The 23497-nt window shown below is 45.1% G+C and carries 25 protein-coding genes and 1 riboswitch; of the genes, 15 read left to right on the top strand and 10 right to left on the bottom strand.

What is annotated here, in order from left to right; translation table 11 throughout:
• Positions 1 to 122: 122 nt before the first annotated feature.
• Both GJB59_RS08260 and GJB59_RS08255 read right to left on the bottom strand, forming a co-directional pair.
• Positions 123 to 764, bottom strand: coding sequence for a pentapeptide repeat-containing protein (locus GJB59_RS08260; RefSeq protein WP_142826788.1), 642 nt, complete (start codon positions 762 to 764; stop codon positions 123 to 125).
• A 71-nt stretch (positions 765 to 835) separates the two neighbouring features.
• Positions 836 to 1525: a universal stress protein gene (locus tag GJB59_RS08255; RefSeq protein ID WP_142826787.1), complete on the bottom strand. Its 690-nt coding sequence runs from the start codon at positions 1523 to 1525 to the stop codon at positions 836 to 838.
• A gap of 318 nt (positions 1526 to 1843) precedes the next feature.
• Between GJB59_RS08255 and GJB59_RS08250 the strand changes: the two genes are divergently transcribed.
• From GJB59_RS08250 to GJB59_RS08200, 11 genes are all read left to right on the top strand, one after another.
• Positions 1844 to 4243 (top strand): Na+/H+ antiporter subunit A, encoded by a 2400-nt coding sequence (locus tag GJB59_RS08250; RefSeq protein WP_142826786.1) that lies wholly within the window; start codon positions 1844 to 1846, stop codon positions 4241 to 4243.
• Positions 4233 to 4655, top strand: a complete 423-nt coding sequence (locus tag GJB59_RS08245) for a Na(+)/H(+) antiporter subunit B (RefSeq protein ID WP_142826785.1) — start codon at positions 4233 to 4235, stop codon at positions 4653 to 4655. Before GJB59_RS08250 ends, GJB59_RS08245 begins: the two co-directional genes overlap by 11 nt.
• Before the next feature lie 3 nt (positions 4656 to 4658).
• Positions 4659 to 4997, top strand: a complete 339-nt coding sequence (locus GJB59_RS08240; RefSeq protein ID WP_142826784.1) for a Na(+)/H(+) antiporter subunit C — start codon at positions 4659 to 4661, stop codon at positions 4995 to 4997.
• Entirely contained in the window at positions 4990 to 6474 is a 1485-nt protein-coding gene (locus tag GJB59_RS08235; protein WP_142826783.1) for a Na+/H+ antiporter subunit D, read from the top strand. Before GJB59_RS08240 ends, GJB59_RS08235 begins: the two co-directional genes overlap by 8 nt.
• Before the next feature lie 31 nt (positions 6475 to 6505).
• Entirely contained in the window at positions 6506 to 6991 is a 486-nt protein-coding gene (locus GJB59_RS08230; protein ID WP_142826782.1) for a Na+/H+ antiporter subunit E, read from the top strand.
• Positions 6988 to 7272, top strand: a complete 285-nt coding sequence (locus GJB59_RS08225) for a Na(+)/H(+) antiporter subunit F1 (protein ID WP_142826781.1) — start codon at positions 6988 to 6990, stop codon at positions 7270 to 7272. The genes GJB59_RS08230 and GJB59_RS08225 overlap by 4 nt, the downstream gene beginning before the upstream one ends.
• A complete protein-coding gene (locus GJB59_RS08220; RefSeq protein WP_142826780.1) occupies positions 7250 to 7612 on the top strand; it encodes a Na+/H+ antiporter subunit G in 363 nt (120 codons plus the stop codon). Before GJB59_RS08225 ends, GJB59_RS08220 begins: the two co-directional genes overlap by 23 nt.
• Positions 7613 to 7773: 161 nt before the next feature.
• Positions 7774 to 8469 carry a DUF1538 domain-containing protein gene (locus GJB59_RS08215; protein ID WP_142826779.1) on the top strand — a complete coding sequence of 232 codons (696 nt, stop codon included), beginning with the start codon at positions 7774 to 7776 and terminating at the stop codon, positions 8467 to 8469.
• Positions 8466 to 9203 carry a DUF1538 domain-containing protein gene (locus tag GJB59_RS08210; RefSeq protein WP_142826778.1) on the top strand — a complete coding sequence of 246 codons (738 nt, stop codon included), beginning with the start codon at positions 8466 to 8468 and terminating at the stop codon, positions 9201 to 9203. The genes GJB59_RS08215 and GJB59_RS08210 overlap by 4 nt, the downstream gene beginning before the upstream one ends.
• Entirely contained in the window at positions 9193 to 9909 is a 717-nt protein-coding gene (locus tag GJB59_RS08205; protein WP_142826777.1) for a P-II family nitrogen regulator, read from the top strand. Before GJB59_RS08210 ends, GJB59_RS08205 begins: the two co-directional genes overlap by 11 nt.
• A gap of 370 nt (positions 9910 to 10279) precedes the next feature.
• Entirely contained in the window at positions 10280 to 11467 is a 1188-nt protein-coding gene (locus tag GJB59_RS08200; protein ID WP_142826776.1) for a CDP-glycerol glycerophosphotransferase family protein, read from the top strand.
• 66 nt (positions 11468 to 11533) lie between these two features.
• Here the strand turns inward: GJB59_RS08200 and GJB59_RS08195 are convergent, their stop codons facing one another.
• Positions 11534 to 12289: an exodeoxyribonuclease III gene (locus tag GJB59_RS08195; protein WP_203583266.1), complete on the bottom strand. Its 756-nt coding sequence runs from the start codon at positions 12287 to 12289 to the stop codon at positions 11534 to 11536.
• Positions 12290 to 12602: 313 nt separating this feature from the next.
• Here GJB59_RS08195 and GJB59_RS08190 point away from each other — a divergent pair, with 313 nt between their 5' ends.
• A complete protein-coding gene (locus GJB59_RS08190; protein ID WP_142826775.1) occupies positions 12603 to 13880 on the top strand; it encodes an MFS transporter in 1278 nt (425 codons plus the stop codon).
• A 433-nt stretch (positions 13881 to 14313) separates the two neighbouring features.
• Here GJB59_RS08190 and GJB59_RS08185 read toward each other — a convergent pair whose 3' ends face one another.
• The 7 genes from GJB59_RS08185 to GJB59_RS08155 form a co-directional block, all read right to left on the bottom strand.
• Positions 14314 to 15126 carry a YkuS family protein gene (locus GJB59_RS08185; protein WP_142826774.1) on the bottom strand — a complete coding sequence of 271 codons (813 nt, stop codon included), beginning with the start codon at positions 15124 to 15126 and terminating at the stop codon, positions 14314 to 14316.
• An 88-nt stretch (positions 15127 to 15214) separates the two neighbouring features.
• The gene (thiW, locus tag GJB59_RS08180) at positions 15215 to 15703 is read right to left on the bottom strand and encodes an energy coupling factor transporter S component ThiW (protein WP_142826773.1); all 489 of its coding nucleotides are present in this window, start codon (positions 15701 to 15703) and stop codon (positions 15215 to 15217) included.
• A complete protein-coding gene (thiE, locus tag GJB59_RS08175) occupies positions 15700 to 16317 on the bottom strand; it encodes a thiamine phosphate synthase (RefSeq protein WP_236015568.1) in 618 nt (205 codons plus the stop codon). Before thiE ends, thiW begins: the two co-directional genes overlap by 4 nt.
• A 19-nt stretch (positions 16318 to 16336) precedes the next feature.
• Positions 16337 to 17182 carry a bifunctional hydroxymethylpyrimidine kinase/phosphomethylpyrimidine kinase gene (gene thiD, locus GJB59_RS08170; RefSeq protein WP_142826771.1) on the bottom strand — a complete coding sequence of 282 codons (846 nt, stop codon included), beginning with the start codon at positions 17180 to 17182 and terminating at the stop codon, positions 16337 to 16339.
• Positions 17179 to 17964 carry a hydroxyethylthiazole kinase gene (thiM, locus tag GJB59_RS08165; RefSeq protein WP_142826770.1) on the bottom strand — a complete coding sequence of 262 codons (786 nt, stop codon included), beginning with the start codon at positions 17962 to 17964 and terminating at the stop codon, positions 17179 to 17181. The genes thiD and thiM overlap by 4 nt, the downstream gene beginning before the upstream one ends.
• Before the next feature lies 1 nt (position 17965).
• A complete protein-coding gene (tenA, locus tag GJB59_RS08160) occupies positions 17966 to 18649 on the bottom strand; it encodes a thiaminase II (RefSeq protein ID WP_142826769.1) in 684 nt (227 codons plus the stop codon).
• Between the two features lie 85 nt (positions 18650 to 18734).
• Positions 18735 to 18838: riboswitch (TPP riboswitch) on the bottom strand.
• A 21-nt stretch (positions 18839 to 18859) separates the two neighbouring features.
• Positions 18860 to 19984 carry an ABC transporter ATP-binding protein gene (locus GJB59_RS08155; protein ID WP_142826768.1) on the bottom strand — a complete coding sequence of 375 codons (1125 nt, stop codon included), beginning with the start codon at positions 19982 to 19984 and terminating at the stop codon, positions 18860 to 18862.
• Between the two features lie 271 nt (positions 19985 to 20255).
• Between GJB59_RS08155 and GJB59_RS08150 the strand changes: the two genes are divergently transcribed.
• The 3 genes from GJB59_RS08150 to GJB59_RS08140 are packed head-to-tail and all read left to right on the top strand — an operon-like array spanning position 20256 to position 23427.
• On the top strand, positions 20256 to 21575 hold the full coding sequence (locus GJB59_RS08150; RefSeq protein WP_142826767.1) for an ABC transporter substrate-binding protein: 1320 nt from the start codon (positions 20256 to 20258) through the stop codon (positions 21573 to 21575).
• A gap of 13 nt (positions 21576 to 21588) precedes the next feature.
• Positions 21589 to 22500 (top strand): carbohydrate ABC transporter permease, encoded by a 912-nt coding sequence (locus tag GJB59_RS08145; protein ID WP_236015528.1) that lies wholly within the window; start codon positions 21589 to 21591, stop codon positions 22498 to 22500.
• Positions 22501 to 23427, top strand: coding sequence for a carbohydrate ABC transporter permease (locus GJB59_RS08140; RefSeq protein WP_142826766.1), 927 nt, complete (start codon positions 22501 to 22503; stop codon positions 23425 to 23427).
• Positions 23428 to 23497: the final 70 nt, after the last annotated feature.

Genomic DNA, 23497 nt, shown 5'->3' with positions numbered 1-23497 from the left:
CAGCCATTGACGGTAAGACTGAAGCGGTGTATGAAATGATAATTCTTAAGTTCAACTTATATAATTAAAAAATGCCAGACAGTGGAAACTGTCTGGCATTTTTTCATGTTTCTTCTATAATACTAGTTGTTTTCGACGATCATTCCCATTTGCCGCGCAAAAGCGATTGCTTGATCGGGTGAAACCTTGCACCCTTGAAGCTTTTCAATGGATACTTGGATGCTGTCAAAAGTATTTGTGCTTAAGTCGATGCCTTTCAGACTCGTTTCCGTGAAATTGATATCATTCATCTCACACATCAGAAATTCGCTGGTCTTCAGTTCCATCTGGTAAAAGTCTGCAAAACGCAGAGAAGAAGAAGCAAAACTAACTGTGTTGCATAAAGAAAAACCGAAAGTTGCATAATTCATGACACATTCTTCAAACAGAGTGTGCCGGATTCCTGCCTCGGCAAAATTAGTGCCCAACAATTTGGAATTGCGGAATTCCGTCCGATGAAATACGGTGCGGCTCAAGTCCGCATTAGATAGATCGCAATTCAAAAAAACCACATCGACAAACTCGGAACGCGGCCAAACCGTTTCAAGAAAATTAACGTTTTCAAAAATTACTTTATCAAAATGAAGGGCTTCTTCCGCGCTAAAATCAATGGTTTCCTGTGAAATTTTGCAATTGCTTATGTAATTATCATCTATCGCCTCAATAAAAGACTGCGTTTCCAGTTCTTTTGGGATTAGCGGCTCCAACCTTTTGGCTTTCTTCATGACTTCCCGATTCGCCTCCTGAATCAACAAAAGGCTGCATCGATGGCGAGGCAGCCTTTTGATGTTGATGCTTATTTTTTCACTAATTCTTTCCCTAAACATTCATCTATAATTTCAGGCAAGTCAATTCGGTCTTCCGTCACTTCAACTTGATAAACTTTATTGTCCTGCATGAACTTAAAGATGCCATTGTCAAAGTCAGTGCCGATTTCTTTAAAGAAAATCCCTTCAAGCTGGCAGTTTTTCGATTGGGTAAAGTTGATTTTATAGCTGTCTTCATCTTTCACCAAATAACAGCGTACACCTTTTTCAAACTCGTCCCCTTCAACGCCTTTCACCGTGCGTGCCAATGAAACGACGTGAAGATCCACTAATGGAATTTCGCGCAGCAGCATATTTAGGAATGACCCTTTGGTAATTTCTTCCCATCTGCTTCTTGCAGTCTGCCCAATAATAATTTGCGTAATATTAAATTCATGAGACACTTCCGCAATCACTTTTGCAGAGGGGCGCTTTTCATTGTCACGAACAATAAACTCTTCGGCTTCATATTCTTCTGCAAGTTCTCTCCACCGTTCAATATAGGCTGCTTTTTCAGCATCGAACTCGCCTACGGGCTTCTGATCCACCGTTAAAATATACAATGGACAATCCAACATGGTAGCGAGTTTATTACCCCGATTGATCAACCGCTCACCATTCGGCCCGTAAAAAACACATACCAGGATGCTTTCATCCATTCGTCCTCTAATCTTTTTCATTTATGTTCACCCCCCTGTAATATAATTCATATCCTGACATTCAAAACTATGAAATTATACTTCTTCCATTATAGAAAATCAAGGGTTTTCATTTACTTTCATGTTTTCTATTCAGTAAGAATTCCCGGACTTTTGGTCTCAGCGTGGGCTGACGCATGAAAAGCACTTGATTTTCCTGTATAATTTATATTGGTTGCTTTACGAGCCCTTATCATATCATATTGCAGGAAAAACGAAACCCATTTCCCTTATTATATACCCACTCTCCGTTTTTTCCATTCACAATTGCTTTTCTAATCCAATACAGGAGGTTCTGCTGTGTACTTATTGATTTTAGCTATTTTAATCCCGTTTATCGCCACCGCCCTCATTCCGCTCATACATAAACGAATTGGAGCCTTTCATATTGGCTGGTTCGTGCTGTTGGTCCCGCTCGCCCTGTTCCTGATTTTCATCATGCAAATCCCCGCTATCTCTAATGGTGAAACCCTGATCCAGGCAGTCAATTGGATTCCTTCAATTGGCATTAACTTTACAGTTTACCTTGATGGCCTCAGTTTGATTATGGCGTTGCTGATTACCGGCATGGGAAGCCTGGTAGTTCTCTACTCCATCTACTATTTATCATCATCCGATTCCTTTCCGCATTTTTATGCCTACCTGCTGTTGTTTATGGGCGCTATGCTCGGTGTCGTCTTATCTGACAATCTCCTTGTTTTATACGTCTTCTGGGAATTGACCAGTATTTCTTCATTCCTGTTGATCGCATTCTGGTACCACCGAAAAAACTCGCGTTATGGTGCTCAAAAATCACTATTGATCACTGTGTTCGGCGGCTTAGGCATGCTTGCCGGGTTTTTGATGCTGCACTCTATGACCGGTACTTTCAGCATTCGGGAAACCGTCACTGTTATCGGCCAATATACAGATCACGCATTGTTTTACCCGGCGATGTTCCTGGTGCTTCTAGGTGCCTTTACAAAATCAGCGCAATTCCCTTTCCATATCTGGCTGCCGGATGCAATGGAAGCACCGACTCCGGTCAGCGCCTATCTGCATTCTGCCACGATGGTTAAAGCGGGCCTCTACCTGGTGGCCCGGTTCACACCAATTTTCGGGGGGACAGCCGAGTGGTTTTGGACAGTAACAATTGTCGGGCTTATTACTTTGTTTTGGGGGGCATTCTGTGCCGTTCGCCAGACTGACCTGAAAGCTCTGCTCGCTTATTCAACCATCAGCCAGCTGGGCCTCATCATGAGCTTGCTCGGCCTTGGTTCAGCAGCACTGCATTTCGGAGATGGAGAACAAGGTGCGTTATACGGCTTAGCCATATTTGCGGCTTTGTTCCATATGGTCAACCACTCTACATTCAAGGGTGCGCTTTTCATGGTAGTCGGCATCGTCGATCACCAGGTGGGGACGCGTGATATACGGCGCCTCGGCGGTCTTATGGCATTTCTGCCGATTACGTTTACCTTTGCTGTCATCGGGAGTTTTTCAATGGCGGGCCTTCCGCTGCTCAACGGCTTTTTGAGCAAAGAAATGTTTTTCACAGCTTCTGTCAATGCGGTTAGCCTTCCAATTTTTGGAGTTTCCAGTTGGGGCTTGTTAATTCCGATCATTGCCTGGACTGCATCCGTTTTCACTTTCGTCTACTGCATGATTTTCGTATTCCGTACTTTTTTTGGTGCTCCTCAGTTGAAAAAGTTGGATAGAAAGCCTGTAGAACCTTCTATCGGCATGCTTATTTCTCCAGCTATCCTATGCGTACTGATTGTCGGTTTGTTTTTTGCCCCTAACCTGCTGGGCGACCATTTGCTGAAACCGGCCTTGCATGGCATCATACCGGGAATTTCTGGTGCTGCCCCGCACATTTCCGCATGGCATGGATTCAATACTGAATTATTTATGACCTTGGGAATTATTGCAGTTGGGACGCTTCTTTTTCTTACTTTCCGCAGCTGGTATAAAATTTACCTCATTCAACCCGCTGGCTGGAATTTCACCGTCCTTTACAATTCTTTACTTCAGGATTTGAAAAGGGCAGCAAATTGGATTACTACACATTATATGACTGGCCATTTGCCAGCGTATTTTGCCTATATCTTCGTTTTCTTCATTGCGGCTGCTGGCGGCACACTGATTTCTACGGGGGCTTTGTCAATTGATCTGACAGCCGATTCGCCCATCACGACTTATGAAGGCATGCTGATAGTAGTGATGGCGATTGCGGCCATCAGCATCCCGTTCGCTAAGTCCCGTCTTACAGCTATTTTACTGAATGGCGTGCTTGGTTTTTCCATCGCCATATTCTTCGTGCTTTTCCGGGCACCCGATCTGGCGTTGACACAATTGGTCATCGAAACAGTAACCACTGTTCTGTTTCTTTTGTGCTTCAACTTTTTGCCGGAGTGGAAGACGGAAGATTCTTCTAAACGCATTAAAATCCGAAATGCAGTTATCGCAATCGCTGCTGGGGTTACAGTCACGCTGATCGGCTTGACAGTCAACAGCGGACGATTGTTCGAAAGCATTTCAGGCTATTTTGAAGATTCCTATGAGCTGGCCGGTGGAGACAATATTGTCAATGCCATTCTCGGGGATTTCCGTGCTTTTGATACCATGCTGGAATCACTGGTTCTGTTTATTGCCGGACTTGGCGTCTACACATTAATCCGTTTAAAACATGGAAAGGGGCCGGGAAAAGATGAACATTAATGACGTGATCTTAAAAACCGTATCGAAAGGCGCCGTCTTGATTATTTTAACTTTCGGCATCTACCTGTTCCTTTCCGGACACAATCAGCCAGGCGGGGGATTTATCGGAGGATTGGTAATTGCTTCGGCTTTTGTGCTGATGTTTTTATCCTACGATTCTGAAACTGTCAGTGATGCATTGCCGATTGATTTTAAAAAGTTATCCGCGTTTGGTGTGCTATTGGCCATGCTAAGCGGAATAGCACCGATGTTTTTTGGCGGTGCGTTTTTAGCGCAAAGTTTTGGCTATTTCAATTTGCCGATTTTCGGAAAAACAGAGCTGGCCACTGTTACCGTATTTGAAGCCGGCATTGCATTGACTGTCGTTGGTGTTGTCGTGAATATAATTCTTAGCATAAGTGAGGATGAGTAGCCTGTGGAATCATTGATCATTATTTTGGTCGGCGTCCTTACCACGGTCGCCATCTATCTTGTATTATCAAAAAATGTAGTGCGCGTCATATTGGGGACCGCTATTTTGTCCCATGCTGTCCATTTGCTGATTCTGGCAATGGGCGGATTGAAACAGGGTACGGTCCCACTGCTCGGTGAAGAAGCTGAAATTTACGTGGATGCCCTGCCCCAGGCATTGATCTTAACTGCCATTGTTATCAGTTTTGCTGTTACAGCCTTTATTCTTGTGCTGGCTTACCGTGCCTATCAGGAATTGGAAACGGATAATTTAGGCGCAATGCGAGGTTCTGATGATGAATAATATTTTAGTCCTCCCTATGCTGCTCCCGATTATCGTCGGGGTATTGCTGATTTTCCTCCGGACCTATGGCCGTATCCAGGCCTGGATCAGCATTGCCGCCATGGTCGTAACGGCTGGCATTTCGATCTATCTTTTGCACACGGTACAGGCCGATGGAATTTTGCGTTTAGATTTCGGAGGCTGGGAACCGCCTTTCGGCATTTTGTTCGTTGCAGACTCTTTTTCCGTTCTGCTGGTGCTGACCTCCAGCATCGTGACAGCCGTCTGCTTAAGCTATGCGCTGATTTCCACCAGCAAAGAATTACAGACCATGTATTTTTATCCGACCGTACTGTTTCTGGCAGCCGGCGTCAACGGGTCATTTTTAACTGGCGACTTGTTTAATTTGTTTGTTTGTTTCGAAGTGATGCTGCTGTCTTCCTATGTATTACTGACTTTGGGGAATTCCAAACGCCAGCTGCGCGAGGCTATCAAGTATGTCTCCATCAATATCGTTTCTTCCTGGTTTTTCCTGGTAGCCCTGGCTTTTCTTTACGGAACCCTCGGTACATTGAATATGGCACATGCAGCGGAACGGGTTGCAGAAGTGGGCCAAACCCCGCTCCTGACAACTATCAGCCTCGTCTTTTTGGTTGTCTTCAGCTTGAAGGCGGGATTGCTTCTTTACTTCTGGCTTCCTGGATCTTATAGTTCACCGCCTATCGTCACCTCTGCTCTGTTTGGAGCATTATTGACCAAAGTCGGGGTGTATGCCCTGTTCCGCATTTTTTCATTGATCTTTTACCATCAGCCTGAAATCACCCATACCATCATCGGCATCATGGCCGGCTTGACCTTGATCGGCGGCAGTTTAGGCGCGATTGCCTTTAATGATATACGCAGCATTGCGGCCTATAATGTTGTCATTGCGGTTGGATTCATGCTTGTCGGGCTGGCAATTGCCACTCCTGAGGCAATTGAAGGATCTATCTACTACCTAATTCACGATATGGTTGCCAAAGCGCTGCTGTTTCTGCTTGTTGGTACGATGATTACGTTAAGCGGTTCTTCAAAAATGGCGGGTATGAGCGGACTCATGAAAAACTATCCATTGCTTGGATGGTCTTTCTTCATAGCAATGCTGTCACTTGCCGGCATTCCGCCGCTCAGTGGTTTTATTGGCAAAGTCCTGATCTCAAGTGCTGCAATCGACAGCGGATCCTACGTGTTGCTTGCGCTGGCACTGTTATCCAGTATTTTTGTCCTTTACTCGCTGCTTCGTGTCTTTAAAAACTGCTTCTGGGGTGAAACAATTGTCAGCAAGGAAGAACAACTGCCTTTGCGCAGAGGCGTCCTGTTGCCTTGTTTAGTACTGGTATTCCTGACCATCGGCATCGGCTTGGGCGTTGAAGGTTTGTCTCTTTACGTTACAGATGCTGCTAAAACATTACTGAATCCAGGTACTTATATCAATGCTGTTTTAGGCATCATCCAGTAAATCCATTTTCTATTGAAAGGAGTGAATGAAAATGCCGGCTCAGTTCCTATTAAACATCACTATTGCCTTTCTTTGGACGTTGTTGATGGATGAAGACGCTTTTTATATCACAACTTTTCTGACCGGTTATTTGATCGGCATTGGGATTCTTTTCCTCATGCATCGTTTTTTTGGTACAAAGTTTTACTTATTGCGGGTCTACTCCACCATTAAACTGCTGTTTATTTTCGTTTCGGAACTTTCCCAATCCAGTTTGTTGATCATGAAACAGATTCTTAGTCCCAGGCTGAAAATAAAACCCGGAATCTTTACCTACGAGCACAGCATGGAAGGTGATTATGAATTGACCACACTCGCCCTCCTGCTGACTTTGACTCCGGGCTCGGTCGTAATGGAAGTGTCTCCGGATGGGAAAACATTCTATATACACGCCATGGATGTAGAAAGTTCACGTGATTCCGTTTTAAAATCCATCAAGGTTTTTGAAAAAGCAATTATGGAGGTGACGAGAAATTGATCGATACGATATTGACCATCGCCCTATCCCTTTTCATCCTGGCTATTATCCTGGCGCTTTACCGCATCATCCGTGGACCATCGATGCCGGACCGCGTAGTCGCCCTCGACATGATCGGCGTCAATTTGATCTCAGGTGTTGCTGTATTTTCGGTTGTTCTTAGCACACATGCATTTCTCGAAGTCATCCTGATTGTTGGTATACTGGCATTTATCAGTACCCTTGCATTGGCGCGTTTTGTGGAAAGGGGCGATATTGTTGAGCATAAACATGATCGGTGAATATTTTGGTGTTTTTCTGATTTTGATCGGCAGCATCATGGCTGTAATCAGTGCAATCGGAATTCTTCGGCTGCCGGATGTCTACACCCGTTCGCATGCCGCCACCAAAAGCTCGACATTAGCGGTGTTGCTGTCCTTATTAGGTACCTTCATCTATTTCTGGGCATCCGAAAATTTCATCAGCGTCAGGCTGTTATTGGGTATAACATTTGTCTTTTTAACAGCTCCTGTCTCGGGCCACCTCATTACCCGGGCCGCTTACCGTTCAAATGTTAAACTGGCTGATTCTTCTACAGAGGATGCACTGGAAGAGGTATTAAGAAATAAAAAGGATGTATGATTTACGACGCACTTTGCTGCATACTTTATAAATTCAGAACTTACAGGGCATTGCCACTCCGAAGAGTGTGCAGATGCCCCTTTTTTAATAAGAAAGCAAAAGTTTATGATCCCATTCACAGGGAATAGGAATAAAAAAACAGAATTGGAGACGGACATCTGATGGAAAATGTGAGAGACACTTTTAAAGAAGTTGCCGCCGCAATCCTTCCAGTCACGGTAGTCGTCATTCTTTTGCAGCTCGTCTTTATACAGGTCCCTTTTGAAGCGGTCATCCAGTTCCTTATTGGAGTACTTTTTGTCAGTCTCGGATTTTTTCTATTTCTTATTGGGGTCAACGCCGGGCTGCTGCCCATAGGTGAAATGATTGGCAGAAGGCTGCCTAGCACCAAAAAAGCCGGATTTATTATCGCAACCGGATTTTTACTAGGTCTAGCCGTCACCATTGCAGAACCGGATGTCCGTGTTCTTGCCAAGCAGATTGAAGAGGTTTCTGAAGGAACAGTCAGCGCAGCAATTCTCATCCTCTCAGTTTCTCTGGGCTTGGCAATTTTCGTCGCATTGGCCATGATCCGCACCATCTTTCGAATTCCTCTCCATTATTTACTCATCGGCGGCTATGCTCTTGTCTTCCTCTTATCCCTGTTCGTACCCGAAGCCTTTGTTTCCATATCCTTCGATTCCGGAGGTGTTACAACAGGCCCCATGGCGGTTCCGTTTATCCTGGCGCTCGGCATTGGCGTCGCTTCCGTTCTTCGCACAGAAGATGACAGTTCCGGCGAAAAGTTCGGTTTGATTGGGCTGGCATCCATTGGACCGATTTTGGCAGTGATGATGCTGGGGGTGTTATTCAGGTGAATATCCACGTTTTCGATGGATTCCAAACCGTGATGGCCGAAGTCAGCGTAGCCCTGCTGCCGCTTCTGGTTTTCTTCGCTGCTTTTCAAATCTTCATGCTGAAGCTGCCCATGCAGCGTGTTCTGCAGGTCGGACTCGGTTTTATTTTAACTTTTTTTGGTCTTTCCTTTTTTCTGCAAGGAGTCCACGTCGGTTTCATGCCTGTCGGAACCATGATGGGAGAAGAACTTGGCAGGTGGAACAATAAATGGCTGCTGATTCCCATTGGTTTCGTTCTTGGCTTTGCAGCTACTTTTGCAGAACCGGCAGTCAGCATCATGACAGACGAAGTCGATGAGGAAACCGGAGGGTACATCTCCCGAAAACTGATGCTTTACACTTTATCCATTGGAGTCGGCGTTTCGATCGCTTTGTCCATGCTGAGAATCTTAACTGGCTGGCCGTTGTGGTATTTTATCATTCCGGGTTACCTGCTGGCCTTCATACTAGTATTTTTTTCAACCCAGACATTTATAGGCATCGCCTTTGATTCTGGAGGAGTGGCAACCGGGCCCATGACCGTTACTTTTGTGGTGGCTGTGGCAGTTGGAATTTCAACTGCTATTGAAGGCAGCGACCCTTTGACAGATGGCTTCGGAATGATCGCGCTTGTTGCCCTCACTCCGATCATCGCAGTACTGATACTGGGTTTAATCTTCACTAGAAAAGGTGGGAAAAAAACCAATGGTTCTTAATCACAGGCTGATGATTGCCATCGTCAAAAGAGGCCATTCGCGCGACGTAATTGCGGCCGCTAAACATGCCGGGGTGGATGGGGCAACCGTTATCTATGGAGAAGGAATAGGAAGAAATGAAAAACCCACTTTTTTGGGTCTGCCGGCAACCCATGAAAAAGACGTTATTTTCCTGGCATTGGATGGCCAACTTGAAAGTGGGGTGGCCCAGGCTGTCTCCAAAGCAGGTGAATTAGGAAAACCGGGCTATGGATTGGGCTTTACTGTCCATTTAAGCAAGTTGCTGGGAGTGCCTCATTTATCCGAACGGAGCGATGATAGAAGGAAGAAGAGAGGAGCCATAGACTTGGAATCAGCAGCAAAAGACTTTCAATTAATTGTAACCATTGTAAATTCAGGAGATTCCGCAGCCGTTGTCAAAGCAGCCTCAAAAGCGGGTGCAGAGGGTGGAACCATTTTAAATGGCCGTGGCACCGGCGTCAACGAACAGCAAAAGTTCATGAACTTCACAATAGATCCCGAGAAAGATGTCGTACTGACGCTGGTTCCTGCCAGCTACGCAGAAGGCGTAATCCAAAGCATTGAAGAAGCTGTAGATTTAAATGCTCCAGGTAAGGGCATCGCATTTCTCATTGATGTAGAAAATGTGTTTGGCGTCAACCATTCTTCTCTCGACCGCCATAATCGGCAACACCGGGATCGCTGAATGCAACTTTATAAAAAGTAAAGGGATGCCCAATGGCGTGCCTTTACTTTTTATCTTACTTGGTATGGCTTAGCCTCATTCCCTTTTGCCGTTGCTCTTTACACCAAGTGGCTGGATGCTTGATCAGAACCTTCTACACCCTTCGTCTGCTATATAAGTTGAAAGAAAGAAACCGGCTTTCATCCACCGCTTCGGCTGCTTTGGGTAGAGCAGACCTGCAGGTGAAAAATATAGCCTCCTATCGAGTTTTGTCGCAATCAGAAGATACCCTAAAATGAATGAAAAATTAGTTTTTTAACTGAAGATAGACAAAGACAGCGATATATGAAAAACTAAAGTAATGACAACTAGTAGAAAGCAGGGCTTTTAGATGAGTGTAGAATTAAAAGAAAAAGGGAGATGGGATCCTTTGAAAGTTTTTTCAAAAGTCTCAGCCGCATATCTCCTCGCCTTTTTCACGAAAAAGAAAAACGGAAAGAAAATTGCCTTGGTTGGAGGAAACTTGGGTGAAAAGTATGAAGATAATGCTGCGGTTTATCATAAATACTTAGTAAACAACCACAAGGAACAAGTAACGGCCTATTGGATGTATGATCCAAAAACCACTTATGCACAGGAACAAAGGATTGAAAATGCTGTTCCACTCGGAAGTTTCAAAAATTATTTGCTGTTTTTCCAAGCCGATTACACGTTCCACGGACATTCTCTTCTGTATGACATTGTTCCCTCAGCCGACAAATTTCTTTTCCTCAACCGGAAAACCCTCATTACCCATGTCAGCCACGGAATTGAAGGCTTTAAAAAGATACTGATTCAAAAAGAAGATATACCGTTGTTAAAGAGAACTGATTATTTCAATTGTGCTTCGCAATATGAATACAACTTGAAGCTCAACGAATGGAAGATACCTGAGCAGAAACTGATCATCACCGGTTTCCCTCGATTTGACCGGTACCCGCCAAACCAGCCTTCTGCGGCAGTCAAAAACATTTTGATGATGATGACGTGGCGGGAATGGCTTTTTGACCTGACAAAAGAAGAGTTTACCGACAGCGCATATTTTAAGAGCACCGTTGGTTTGTTGAAGCATGAAGGCATTCAAAAATTGCTTACTGACCACAATCTTCACCTGAACATTGCTCTTCATCCTTTTATGAAGAAGTTTGAAAAGTACTTTGCCGGTCTTACAGACAATGAGCACGGCATTAAATTTCTGGATTTCAATCATGAAACCATCGAGTATTCGATTGATCATAACGATATGCTGCTGACCGATATAACCAGTGTTTCCTGGGATTTTCTATACCTTAATAAACCCATCATATTCTATATGTTCGACAAGCAGGAATACCTTGAAAAAAGAGGTGCTTACCTGAACATGGATACGGATCTTTACGGTTATAACGCTGTTTCAATCGACAATGTTTATGAATACCTGAAAAAAATTATCGAAGAAAACATCACTTCCAACGAATGGTATCCAAGGGCGAAAGAGTATATTGACTACTTTGACCAAGACAACTGCAAACGCCTGACAAAACGCGTCATGGGCCTCTGATAGTTTCACGTGAAACTATCGGTAGGTGATCAAAGCAAAAACACACTCATTTTTGAGTGTGTTTTTTTATAACGCTAACTGCAACTCAACCGGGCAATGATCAGAGCCCCATACATCCGTATGGATTTTTGCACTTTTCAAGTGCGGCAGCAATTTTTGTGAAGCAAGGAAATAATCGATTCGCCATCCTATATTCTTTTCACGGCAATTGGAACGGTATGACCACCAGGAGTAAAAACCTGTTTCCATCGGATGGAAATGGCGGAACGTGTCCACAAAACCGTTCGCCAGAAACTGGGTCATCTTACCGCGCTCTTCAGGAGTGAAACCTGAATTTTTCTTATTCGCTTTTGGATTTTTCAAATCGATTTCTTCATGTGCGACATTCAAATCTCCACATAGAATGACTGGTTTGTGACTATCCAAGGTTTTCACAAATGACAAGATCGCTTCTTCCCATAACAGGCGATAATCTAAACGAAGCAAACCATGCTGAGAATTGGGTGTATAGACGGTGACGACGTAGTGGCCATCAAACTCCAGCGCGATCATCCGTCCTTCTGTATCATGCTCTTCCGATCCCAAACCATATTGAATAGACAGAGGCTCTTCTTTCGTAAAAATCGCTGTACCGGAATAACCTTTTTTATGTGCATAGTTCCAATATGTATAGTAGCCGGGAAGGTCCATCTCAATTTGGCCCTCTTGTAATTTAATTTCCTGCAGACAAAAAATATCCGCATCTGCTTCAGCAAAAAAATCCATAAAGCCTTTTTTCATAACTGCTCGCAGGCCATTGACGTTCCACGAAATCATCTTCAAAACAATCCCTACTTTCTTCTCCTTTATTAAGTTTAAACGAATGCTGAGCTCTACTCAACCAATGCGGGGAATTCCAGCATGCAGTCCCAACCTCCCATTACTGCCAATCATAAAAGCAACTCGCAGAGCATTTTTTCTCCCAGGGGAATATGTAAAATTTCTGTATTTTTTTAAACAATATGCATCATTTTTTAGAGTCTTCTTGTACAATAAACTTAACATATATAGAGAAAATTCAATTATTAAAGAGACTGATTCCACTGAGCACCAGTTAGTTTAATGGTACTTTACGTGTGATAAAGGGGGAAGAGCCATGAAGAAGTTTTCCAAAGAAGAGAAAAGCTGGGCTTTATACGATTGGGGAAGTTCTGCTTATTCTATAATTATTACAACCGCAGTTTTTCCCATTTACTACAAAGCGTCCGCGACTGAAGCAGGTGTCAGTTTATCCGATTCAACAGCTTATCTGGGCTACACAATTGCAATCTTCACTTTTATATTAGCCATGATTGGCCCCATACTGGGAACCATTGCCGATTATCAGGGAATGAAGAAAAAGTTTTTTACGGCCTTCTTTCTATTGGGTACCATTTCTACAGCGCTATTAGCTTTTGTGCCAAGCGATAATTGGCTATTGATGCTGACTTGCTACGTTTTTGCTGCTCTCGGCGCAACCGGCGCCAATTTATTCTATGACGCTTTCATTGTTGATGTCACGACAGAAAAACGGATGAACAGCGTCTCCGCATTCGGCTACGGACTTGGCTATATCGGTTCAACCATCCCATTTATCATCTCTATTGCAATTATCCTTCTTGCCCAAAATGGCGTATTGCCGATTTCAGTTACGGTTGCAAGCCGGATCGCCTTTTTGATTACAGCAGTTTGGTGGGCCTGTTTTTCCCTGCCGATGTTCCGGCACGTCAAGCAGCTTCACTACATTGAACGTGAACCCAATCCAGTTTATCAAAGCTTTAAGCGTCTTGGAAAAACCATCCGGGAGATCCGCCAGTACCGGTCCCTGTTCTTATTCCTGATTGCCTACTTCTTTTATATTGACGGGGTTGGTACGATCATTTCCCTGTCCACTGCCTATGGAACGGATTTGGGTTTGAGCGCGACAAACCTTTTAATTGTACTGTTCGTTACCCAAGTTGTCGCCGCTCCTTTTGCCATCCTATACGGGCGATTAGCAAATCGGTTCACTGGCAAGAAAATGCTATATGTCGGAATCTGTGTTTATATTTTGGTTTGCATCTATGCATTCTTTTTGGAAACCATCACGGATTTCTGGATTCTGGCAATGCTTGTGGCTACTAGCCAAGGCGGAATTCAAGCACTCAGCCGTTCATATTTCGGCAAACTTGTACCTAAAGAGAATTCCAATGAATTCTTTGGCTTTTACAACATCTTCGGAAAGTTTGCGGCAATTACCGGTCCCCTGCTTGTAGCAGTCACTTCACAAGTAACCGGCAACTCCAGTATGGGCGTTTTCAGCCTTGTCATATTATTTGTCATCGGCCTGGTGATCCTTTCCCGCGTACCCGAGCCCACACCCCATGACCCAATAGACAAAGTCGCAGCGGAATAAAGAAAAGCGGATGCGCCCGTGTAGCTCTGACGGGCATAAGACAGACCAGCGAAGTGGTGTGTTTTCAGCCGCACAACACGAAAAGTGAAAGTGCCTGTTCAGCTCTGACAGGTGTAAGACGATCTGGCGAAGCGGCGTGTTTTCAGCCGCGCAGCCAGATTGGCTTACATCCCGAAGAGCTAGGCACTGCAACTGGACAACGGGTTGGCTTATGACCCAAAGAGCTGGGCGCTGGAGTCTGGACAATAAGAAAAGCGGAAGCAGCCGAAAGCAGAAGCTAACCTAAGAGCGCGACTTCCTGTCGCAACGGTTAGCTGATCCGCATCCTGCGGACCTCCGACAAGGCTGAAGCGACTCGAGAGGCTGGACACTTTCTTGTTTTCAATAAAAAAAGGTGTCCGCCAATTTTTGGCGGACACCTTTTTATAAAGCATTACTTTTTGTTTTTGTCTTCAGCTTTTACCGTTACGCTGCCGGTGCTGTCTTTTTGGACAGAAGCGTCACCTAATTCAACAACTTCGATGCCGCCTTTTTCTTTATCGGCTTCTTTATCGGCTTTTTTGATTTCTTTTTCTACTGCTTTTTCAGCTTTTTCATGTTCTTTTTCAGCCTTTTCCTGCTCTTTTATTTCTTTTTCAATAACTTTCTTCTGGTTCTTCAACTCTTTTTCTTCTTGTTTTTCTTCTTGTTTTTCTGCACGTTTTGCCTTTAGTTCATCAGCTTTTCCTTTGGCTTTTTCTGTAATGCCGCTGGTTTTATCCTTTAACTGATTGGCTTTTTCTTTTACTTGGTCCATCGCTCCGCCAGAACTTTCACCGTCCTGGTCTTTAGAGCTGGCAACTTTTTCTTTGACGGTTTCCTGGAGCTCTTTCCCGCTCTTAGGTGCGAATAATAACCCGGCTGCTGCACCGATTACTGCTCCGGTTGCTGCACCGGCCAAGAATCCACCGCCGCTTCCGCCGCTATTGTCTTTGCGTTCAGCTTCTGTAGGCTGCGGCGCTTGAATTTTACCGCCGCGCACAAGACGCTCTTCTACTTCTTCTACAATTTCATATAATGTACGGCCCTTAGCTTCAACAAGTGAAACGCTCATGTGATAATCAGCTAAATCTTCCTGATCTCGAACGACAATCACATCGTAGTCAGTAGAATCTGACTTGTCTTCTAACATATCTGTCTGATACCCTTTTTTCTCTAAAGCTTCGCGTACTGACGTAAATGGATGTTCAACTGCAATTTTTACCATATTCTGTCCACTCCCTTTTTAAAAGTCTATATTGCACTGTTTCCCCGCAATTAAGAATTTATAAACTCCTTCCAGAAAATTCCGTGATTTATTGCCACACTTTCAATGTTTCCATTCTTAAGAGACGAGCTGCTAAGACCATGCCCAGTATGGCTCCAGCCAGACTGGAGATAAAAAACGGCGGCACGAAAAATAAAGCGCCAAATTCCGTTCCGAGAAAAAGCCGGGCATAGGGAACAGCCACCAAGGAAGCAATAATGCCCGTACCTACGACTTCACCTATAGCAGCAAACCAGACCTTGCCAAATCTGGCGTACAAGATTCCTGCAAACAAAGCCCCGATCATCCCGCCAGGAAAAGCTAAAAGGGAGCCGGTTCCCGTCAGCACTCTGACAACTCCAGTCAAAAAAGCGATTAGTACGGCAGGGCCGGGTCCAAAAAGAACAGCCGCAAGTACATTGATGGCATGCTGGATGGGATAGGCGCGGGCAATACCCGCTGGAAAATAAACAAAAGCGGAGCCTGCCACTCCAATGGCGACGAACATTGCCATAAGGACCAGTTTTTTTGTGTTCATTTCCAGTCACCAACTTTACTGGCGGCCTGCAGAGCAAGAATCTGCCCTGCAATATCCTGTGCTTCTGTAATCGATGATATAACAGCAATTCCTGCAACACCGGATTTCCAAACTTGCACTGCGTTTTCGGGCTTGATGCCCCCGATGCCCACAATTGGCAAGAAAGGAAACGCTGTTGCAACTGTCCGTATTTCTTTAACACCGGCCGGCTTTTTCGCATCCGCTTTTGAAGTTGTCCCAAAAACTGGACCCATTCCAACATAGTCTGCGCCGGCTTTGGCAGCCAGTTGCGCTTCTTTTACAGAGTGGACAGAAACGCCCAAGAGTTTTTCTTTTCCGATCTTTTGGCGGACCTGTCCCGCCTCTGCATCGTCCTGTCCAATATGAACGCCATCGGCATCAATTTGGCAAGCCAGTTCCACAAGGTCATTGATGATAAACGGGACACCGTAGCTGCGGCATAATTGCTGGCAGTCTAAAGCAAATTCAAGCAAGTCGGCACCTGTCAAAGCGCCTTCTCCTTTTTCACGCAATTGAAAGTGGCTGATGCCTCCTTCCAATGCCGCCTCCAACACTTTAAGAGGATTTCGTGCCCCTGAATTTTTTGATCCCATTATAAAATAAACTGCAGCTTTATCGGAAAACTTCAATGCTATCCACTCCTCTTTTTGAGGCCAGGTCTGCTTTATATGCGGCATGATTGGTTGGCCCGTGGCCGGAACCAATATTCAGCGGCACTCTGAGTGCAGCTTGAATAAATTCCTTTGCCGTACAAATCGCGTTTTGCAGCTCTTCGCCTTTAGCCAATTGGGCAGCCACAGCCGCTGCGAACGTACAGCCGGTGCCATGTGTCTGCACAGTCGCAATGCGAGCCGCGCGATACAGCACCGATTCTCCACTCGAATGCAGAAAATAATCTTCTGCATACTTCGGGTCCTTGCCATGCCCTCCTTTAATGACAACCGATTCTGCTCCCATGGACAAAATCCGCTGGGCTGCCAGGTGCCGGCTGGCGGAGTCTGTAATAGCAATCCCCGTCAGTGCTTGTGCCTCCGGGATATTCGGAGTAACCAGAAAAGCAAGGGGCAAAAGGTGAATTTTCAATGCCTGCACCGCCTCCTGCTGCAATAAATTGGCACCACCCTTAGCGATCATGACCGGATCTACGACCAGCTTGTTCCAGCCAAACTGCTGGATGGCTGCGGCGGCTTCTTTGATGATTTCCGGATCAAATAACATCCCGGTTTTCAAAGCAGAAATTTCAAAATCACTGCCCACTGCTTTCAACTGTTCACGCACCGATTCAGCGGACATTGCATAGATGGCAGTGACCCCTGTTGTATTTTGTGCGGTCACTGCAGTGATAACCGAAGTGCCATAAACACCAAGTTCCTGGAACGTTTTCAAATCAGCCTGGATGCCCGCTCCCCCACCTGAGTCCGATCCGGCAATAGTCAAAGTTTGTGGAGTCTTTGTCATATCCTCTCCTCCTGCAAAAAGATTTGTTCCTTTACTTCGTTATCTGTCAGACCCGCAAGCTGATTGATGAAAGCCAGTTGAAAATCACCCGGAAGAAACGCAGTTTTTGCAGCCCGTTCCCCGGCAATCGCATAAAACCTCAGCGCGTTGCTGACCGTCTTCAATGGAACTTCGGATTGAACGGCTAGGCTTGCAGCAACAATGCTGCTCAATAGGCAGCCTGTTCCCGTGATGGAAGCCATGATCGGATCCCCAAAAGGGATTTCTATTGTCGATTTTCCGTCAGTGACAATATCCGTCTTTCCTGTGACTGCAACCAGCAAGCCCAATTGTTTGGCTGTCGAGGTGGCCAACTCTCTGACGTCCAGGGAGCCTTCTCCGGCATCGACACCTTTTGACTGCCACTGCTCCCCAGCCACAGCGGCAAGCTCTCCTGCATTGCAGCGAAGGACGCTGACGTCAACTGTATTTAAAATTTTGTGTACAGCATTTTTCCGGAAACTGCTCGCTCCTGCTCCAACCGGATCCAGAACGACTGGAATTCCCAGGCGGTTGGCAGCTTCCCCAGCAATCAGCATACTTTTTAGCGACTCTGCATGAAGGGTTCCAATGTTCAGTGACAGGCCCTGTGACAATGCGGCAAGCTCTGCCGCTTCTTCCGGTGCGTCTCCCATTATTGGCGAAGCACCTATTGCGAGAAGCCCATTGGCTTGGAAATTTGATACCACATGATTGGTGATGCAATGGATAAGCGGATTTTTTCTCTTGATTTGACGAATCATCCTATACACCTACCTTGTCGATAGAATCGATAGACCAGGATTCTTTTCGCCATGCCTGGTCCCAGAAATTCCATTCGTAATAGCTGCTCTTCCAGAAGTGATTTTTCAGTTTTTTGCGGCGTTCTTCCAAAAGTCCTTCCGCCAATTGATCCATGCGAAGAATCTGTTCATGGACAAGTGCTCCGAATTCCTCTGAACCGTATGTTTCAATCCACTTGTCATAAATTGGATGATCCGGCTTGGCATTTTTCAAGCGTTCCCCAATCTCGTAGTAAAGCCAATAACAGGGCAGAATGGCTGCCAGTACATCCGCCAGATCCCCTTCAGCAGCGCGGTACATATGCGATACGTATGCATAAGCAGACGGCGAAGGCTCAAAGGCAGCCCATTCTTCTTCAGTGACTTCCAGCAGCTCCATGAACGATTCGTGCAGCGCCATTTCTGCACTGCACGTGTGAGCGGAGTGAACCGCAAATCGCTGCGTAGTTTCCAAATCGGTTGCTTTGGATGCGCCCAAGGCCTGCACTTTCGCAAAATGCGATAAATAATAAGCGTCCTGCATCACGTAAAAACGAAAAACATCGATCGGCAAAGTACCATCTTCAATTCCTTTGACGAATGGGTGATCAAAACTTGCCTGCCACAGGTTGTTGCATTCTTTTCTCACTTCTTCACAAAATGTCATTTCTCCATCTCCCTTTCATTTTGGACAAAATAAAAACGCCGCTTCCCGGCAAAGGGAAGCGGCGTATGCAGTCGATAAAAGAAATAGCAGACGGTCGCCACTTCCCTCCGCTGGTATGATCCAGATCAGGTTCAAAGGGTCCGAGCTAATGCTCGTCTCAGCCGATATCCGGCTCCCCTAGTGGTGTTTTTATTTATGTTTTCGAAATCACTATATCACAGTTTCTGATAATTCTATAGCTTTTATGCGATTTCCTGTTTCCTCATCAAAGAAATGGACGTGAGCCATATCAAATGCCAATGTTGCCGTATGGCCGGGCTCAATCGTCGTGGCAGCTTCGACACGAGCAATAAACTCCTGCTCTGCATAAACTGCATGCAGAATTGTTTCAGCTCCTGTCAATTCAGCAACTGTAATGACCGCTTCAAACTCACTTGCCGGAATACCGGACAAATCCTCATTGTTGACGTGGATATGCTCCGGACGGATGCCTAAAGTCACCGCTTTTCCTTCATAGCCTTCGCTCTTCAGCATTGCCATTATTTGCGCCGGAATATCCAACACCTTGTCCCCCAGCACATAAGTTCCGTTATCAATCTTTCCTTCAAAAAAGTTCATGGCTGGCGAGCCGATAAATCCGCCAACGAACCGTGTTTCCGGAAAATCATACACTTCTTTTGGGGAACCTACCTGCTGGATCAGACCATCTTTCATGATGACGATTCGGGTGGCCATCGTCATTGCTTCTGTTTGGTCATGTGTTACATAAATAGTCGTTGTTTTCAGCCGTCTATGCAGTTTGACGATTTCCGCACGCATCTGCACACGCAGTTTGGCGTCCAAATTGGAAAGCGGCTCGTCCATCAGGAAGACTTTTGCATCGCGCACGATGGCACGCCCTAGAGCGACACGCTGGCGCTGCCCCCCTGACAGTGCTTTCGGTTTTCTGTCCAAATAGTCTTCCAATCCAAGAATGGCTGCGGCCTCATCGACAAGCCGTTTAACTTCGGATTTTTTAACCTTCCGCAATTTCAAGCCGAAAGCTATGTTTTCAAACACAGTCATGTGCGGATATAAGGCATAGTTCTGAAAAACCATCGCAATGTCACGGTCTTTCGGCTCAACTCCGTTCATCAGCTTGCCATCTATATAAAATTCACCTTCCGTTATTTCCTCCAAGCCGGCAATCATCCGGAGAGTGGTGGATTTTCCGCATCCTGATGGACCCACAAAGACGATAAATTCTTCATCTTGAATATGGAGATTAAAATCCGATACGGCAAGAGCGCCTTTGTCATACCTCTTCCCCAGATTTTCAATCCTGATCTCTGCCATTTCGCATTCTCCTTCTGTATCTTAGTTGTCTTAATTATAGACAATTATCTGTGAATTACAAACAGGGTTGGAAACCTTGGTTTGTTAATGTATGCACCTTTTGAATAGAAGATGGAATATTTTGTGTTTCTAAAAAGAGAAAAAAGGGAAGTGATTTTAAGGAGATTACAGAGACTCTCGTTTGAAACTTCGTGAATCGAAGTTAATTTTATTCCATAAATACCCTAGCTCAATAGATTCAAAACAATCATACAAAAAAGGAGAGAAAGAGATGAAAAAAACGCGTTTATTTTTAATCGGCTTAATGGGGTCAACTCTGGCTCTAAGCAGCTGTGCTGGTTTCCAGACGAGTAACAGCGACGAATCCACTGTCAATGAAGACGGCAAAGTTGTCATCGATTTCTGGACATTTTGGGGTTCCGAAATCCGTCGCCCGGTCATTGAACAGATTATTGCAGATTTCAACGAGTCACAGGATGAAATTGAGGTTAAGCACACCTATCTTCCGTTCGGTGATATTTGGACCAAGGAGCTAGCTTCCATTGCTGCTGGCGATCCACCTGATGTCGTCATCAATGACATCAATACTACAGCACTAAGAGGCCAGGAAAAACAAGCGATGAACCTATCCGAGTTTCTTGAAGAAGACGACATTTCAGAACGTTTTTATCCGGAATTGTGGAATGCTACACTTCACGAAGGTGATTCTTACGGCATCCCTTTTAATACCGACACACGCGTTCTCTTTTATAACAAAGATGCTTTTGAAGATGCCGGTTTAGATCCGGAGAAGCCGCCTGCAACATGGGCAGAACTCGAGGAATATGCTGCAAAACTGGATGTGAAGAATGGCGATGATTACGAGCGCATCGGTTTCTATCCGCGGTGGGGAATCGATTTTGACGTCTGGATGCTGAACGCAGGCGGCCAAAACTATTTCGATGAAAACAACAATGTTCAAATCGACACAGCATCGAACTTGGAAACACTTGAATGGCTGAAAACCTGGCAGACAAAATATGGCGACGATGTCATCAACGCCTTTAAGGCACAAATCGACAGCCAGCAAGGAAATCCTTTCTTTAACGGCAGCCTTGCCATGTATGCCATCACACCAACTTTCTATACACAGATCCGCGACTATGCAGAAGAGCTGAATTTTGGTGTGGCTCCCCTTCCGGAACGTGAGTCCGGAAGCGGCAATACCAGCTGGGGCGGCGGTTTCGTAGCCGAAATTCCAGAAGGAGCTGCAAATCCTGAAGCTTCATACGAATTCATCAAATATTTGACTGACGTTGATGCACAAGAATACTGGGCAGTCCAAAACTTTGATAACGTAGCGAATATCGAAGCCGCTGAAAATGCCGCGGCTAGCGATGAATTTACAGAAGACGGTTCAATGGTCTATCAAATGGCAGTTGACAATATGGAGCATACGCTCCTGACACCGGTGCCGGTTATTGCGCCTGATTTCACGAGCTATATAAATCCTAACGTGGAAGAATTCTTCCTGGGCTCTATGACAGCGGAAGAAGCGTTGGCCAAATCACAGGCCGATGTGGAGAATCTGGTAGACAACAACAGTCAGTAAGGGGGGAAATCCTTTGGGGAAAAAAAGATTGACGATGCGCCGGAAGGAAAGCATTTACGGCTATATTTTCGTTATGCCGTGGATTATCGGATTTCTTGCCTTTACTGCGGGACCTTTGGTATTTTCCTTTATGGCAAGTTTCACCAACTATAATATTACATCGCAGATGGACTTTGTCGGAGTGGACAATTATCAAAGACTCTTTACAGAAGACAGTCTTTTTTGGACCTCCCTTTGGAATACGCTGTACTTTGTAGCATTTTCCGTACCATTGACGACAATCGGAGCGATCCTGCTGTCGGCTCTTTTAAATCAGGACATCCCGGGTATCAGGTTTTTCCGCACCCTGTATTATTTGCCTGCTGTCCTGTCGGGAGTAGGCGTTTACCTGCTGTGGATGCAATTACTGGATCCAGGCACCGGTATGGTCAATTTAATTCTGAGCTGGTTTAATATCGATGGCCCCAATTGGCTTTTTGATCCAGATTGGACAAAACCATCACTTATTTTGATGAAGATGTGGAGTGTCGGAGGATCGATGCTCCTGTACTTAGCAAGCATGCAGGGAGTTTCCAAGTCACTCTATGAAGCAGCGGAAATTGACGGTGCAAATACCTGGAAGCAATTCCGTCATATCACCATTCCTATGATCACTCCAGTCATTTTCTTCGACGTGGTCACCAGCCTGATAGGCGGGTTCCAAATTTTTCAGGAAGCCTACGTCATGTCCAGCAATGGTGAAGGCGGACCCGCCAACTCCCTGCTATTCTATAATTTATACATGTGGAGGCAGGCATTTGAAAACTTTAACATGGGTTACGCCATGGCCATGTCGTGGATTTTATTCGTTATCGTCTTTGTGCTGACTTTGATCAATTTAAAACTTGCTCCGCGCTGGGTGCATTACGAAGGGGAGGAGAAATAAATGGCCAAAACCACCGATGATGCATCTTATGTGGAAAAAAAAGATGGATTGAAAACCCTCTCCGGTACAAATGAAAATCCAGGATATTTTGAACATCGCGGAAATCGCAAAAACTTGTTGAAGCTTATCAATTTCATTCTATTAGCAGCTGGCAGTTTACTGATTTTATCTCCTCTTTGGTGGATGATCTCAACTTCTTTGAAAACGATGGCTGAGGTTATGTCTTTTCCCCCGACATTCTTTCCGGAATCCTGGAATTGGGCAAATTATATCCGGACATGGGAAGCGGCACCATTTACCCGGTACACCATTAATACCTTAACCATCACGACGCTTGTCGTCATCGGCAATGTCATATCCAATTCATTTATCGCCTACGGTTTTGCCAAAATCCCTTTCCGCGGCAAAAACATATTGTTCGCCATCGTACTGGCAACTATGATGATTCCCGGATTTGTTACATTGATTCCTCAATATGTGCTGTTTGCGAAATTAAATTGGGTTAATACTTACTTTCCTCTCGTAGTTCCGGCGTTTTTTGGAAGTGCATTTAATATTTTCCTGCTGCGCCAATTTTACATGACTATTCCAAATGAATTGATTGAAGCAGCCAAAATGGAAGGGGCTAATCATTTTTATATTTGGTGGAAGATCGGCTTGCCCTTAACCAAGCCCGCAATTGCGACGGTAGCCATCTTCTCTTTCAATGGTGCCTGGAACGACTTCCTCGGGCCGTTGCTGTACTTGAACGACGAAAATCTATATACCCTTCAAATTGGCCTGCAGGTTTTCAAAGGCCAGATGAACACCCAATGGAATTATTTGATGGCAGGATCTTTGCTTGTCCTGTTGCCGGTTATTTTGCTGTTCTTCTTCTTCCAAAAGTACTTTATTCAAGGGATCAACTTGCAATCTGGTGGAAAATAAGAAAAGCGGAAGCGCCCGTTTAGATTCGACGGGCATAAGATGCACTGGCGAAGCGGCATTTCTTCAGCCG

Source organism: Planococcus soli (assembly GCF_016881065.1).
In the GTDB taxonomy this organism is placed as follows: Bacteria; Bacillota; Bacilli; order Bacillales_A; family Planococcaceae; genus Planococcus; species Planococcus soli.
Note: the sequence above shows the minus strand (reverse complement) of the source record. Positions and strands in the feature narration are given on the sequence as shown.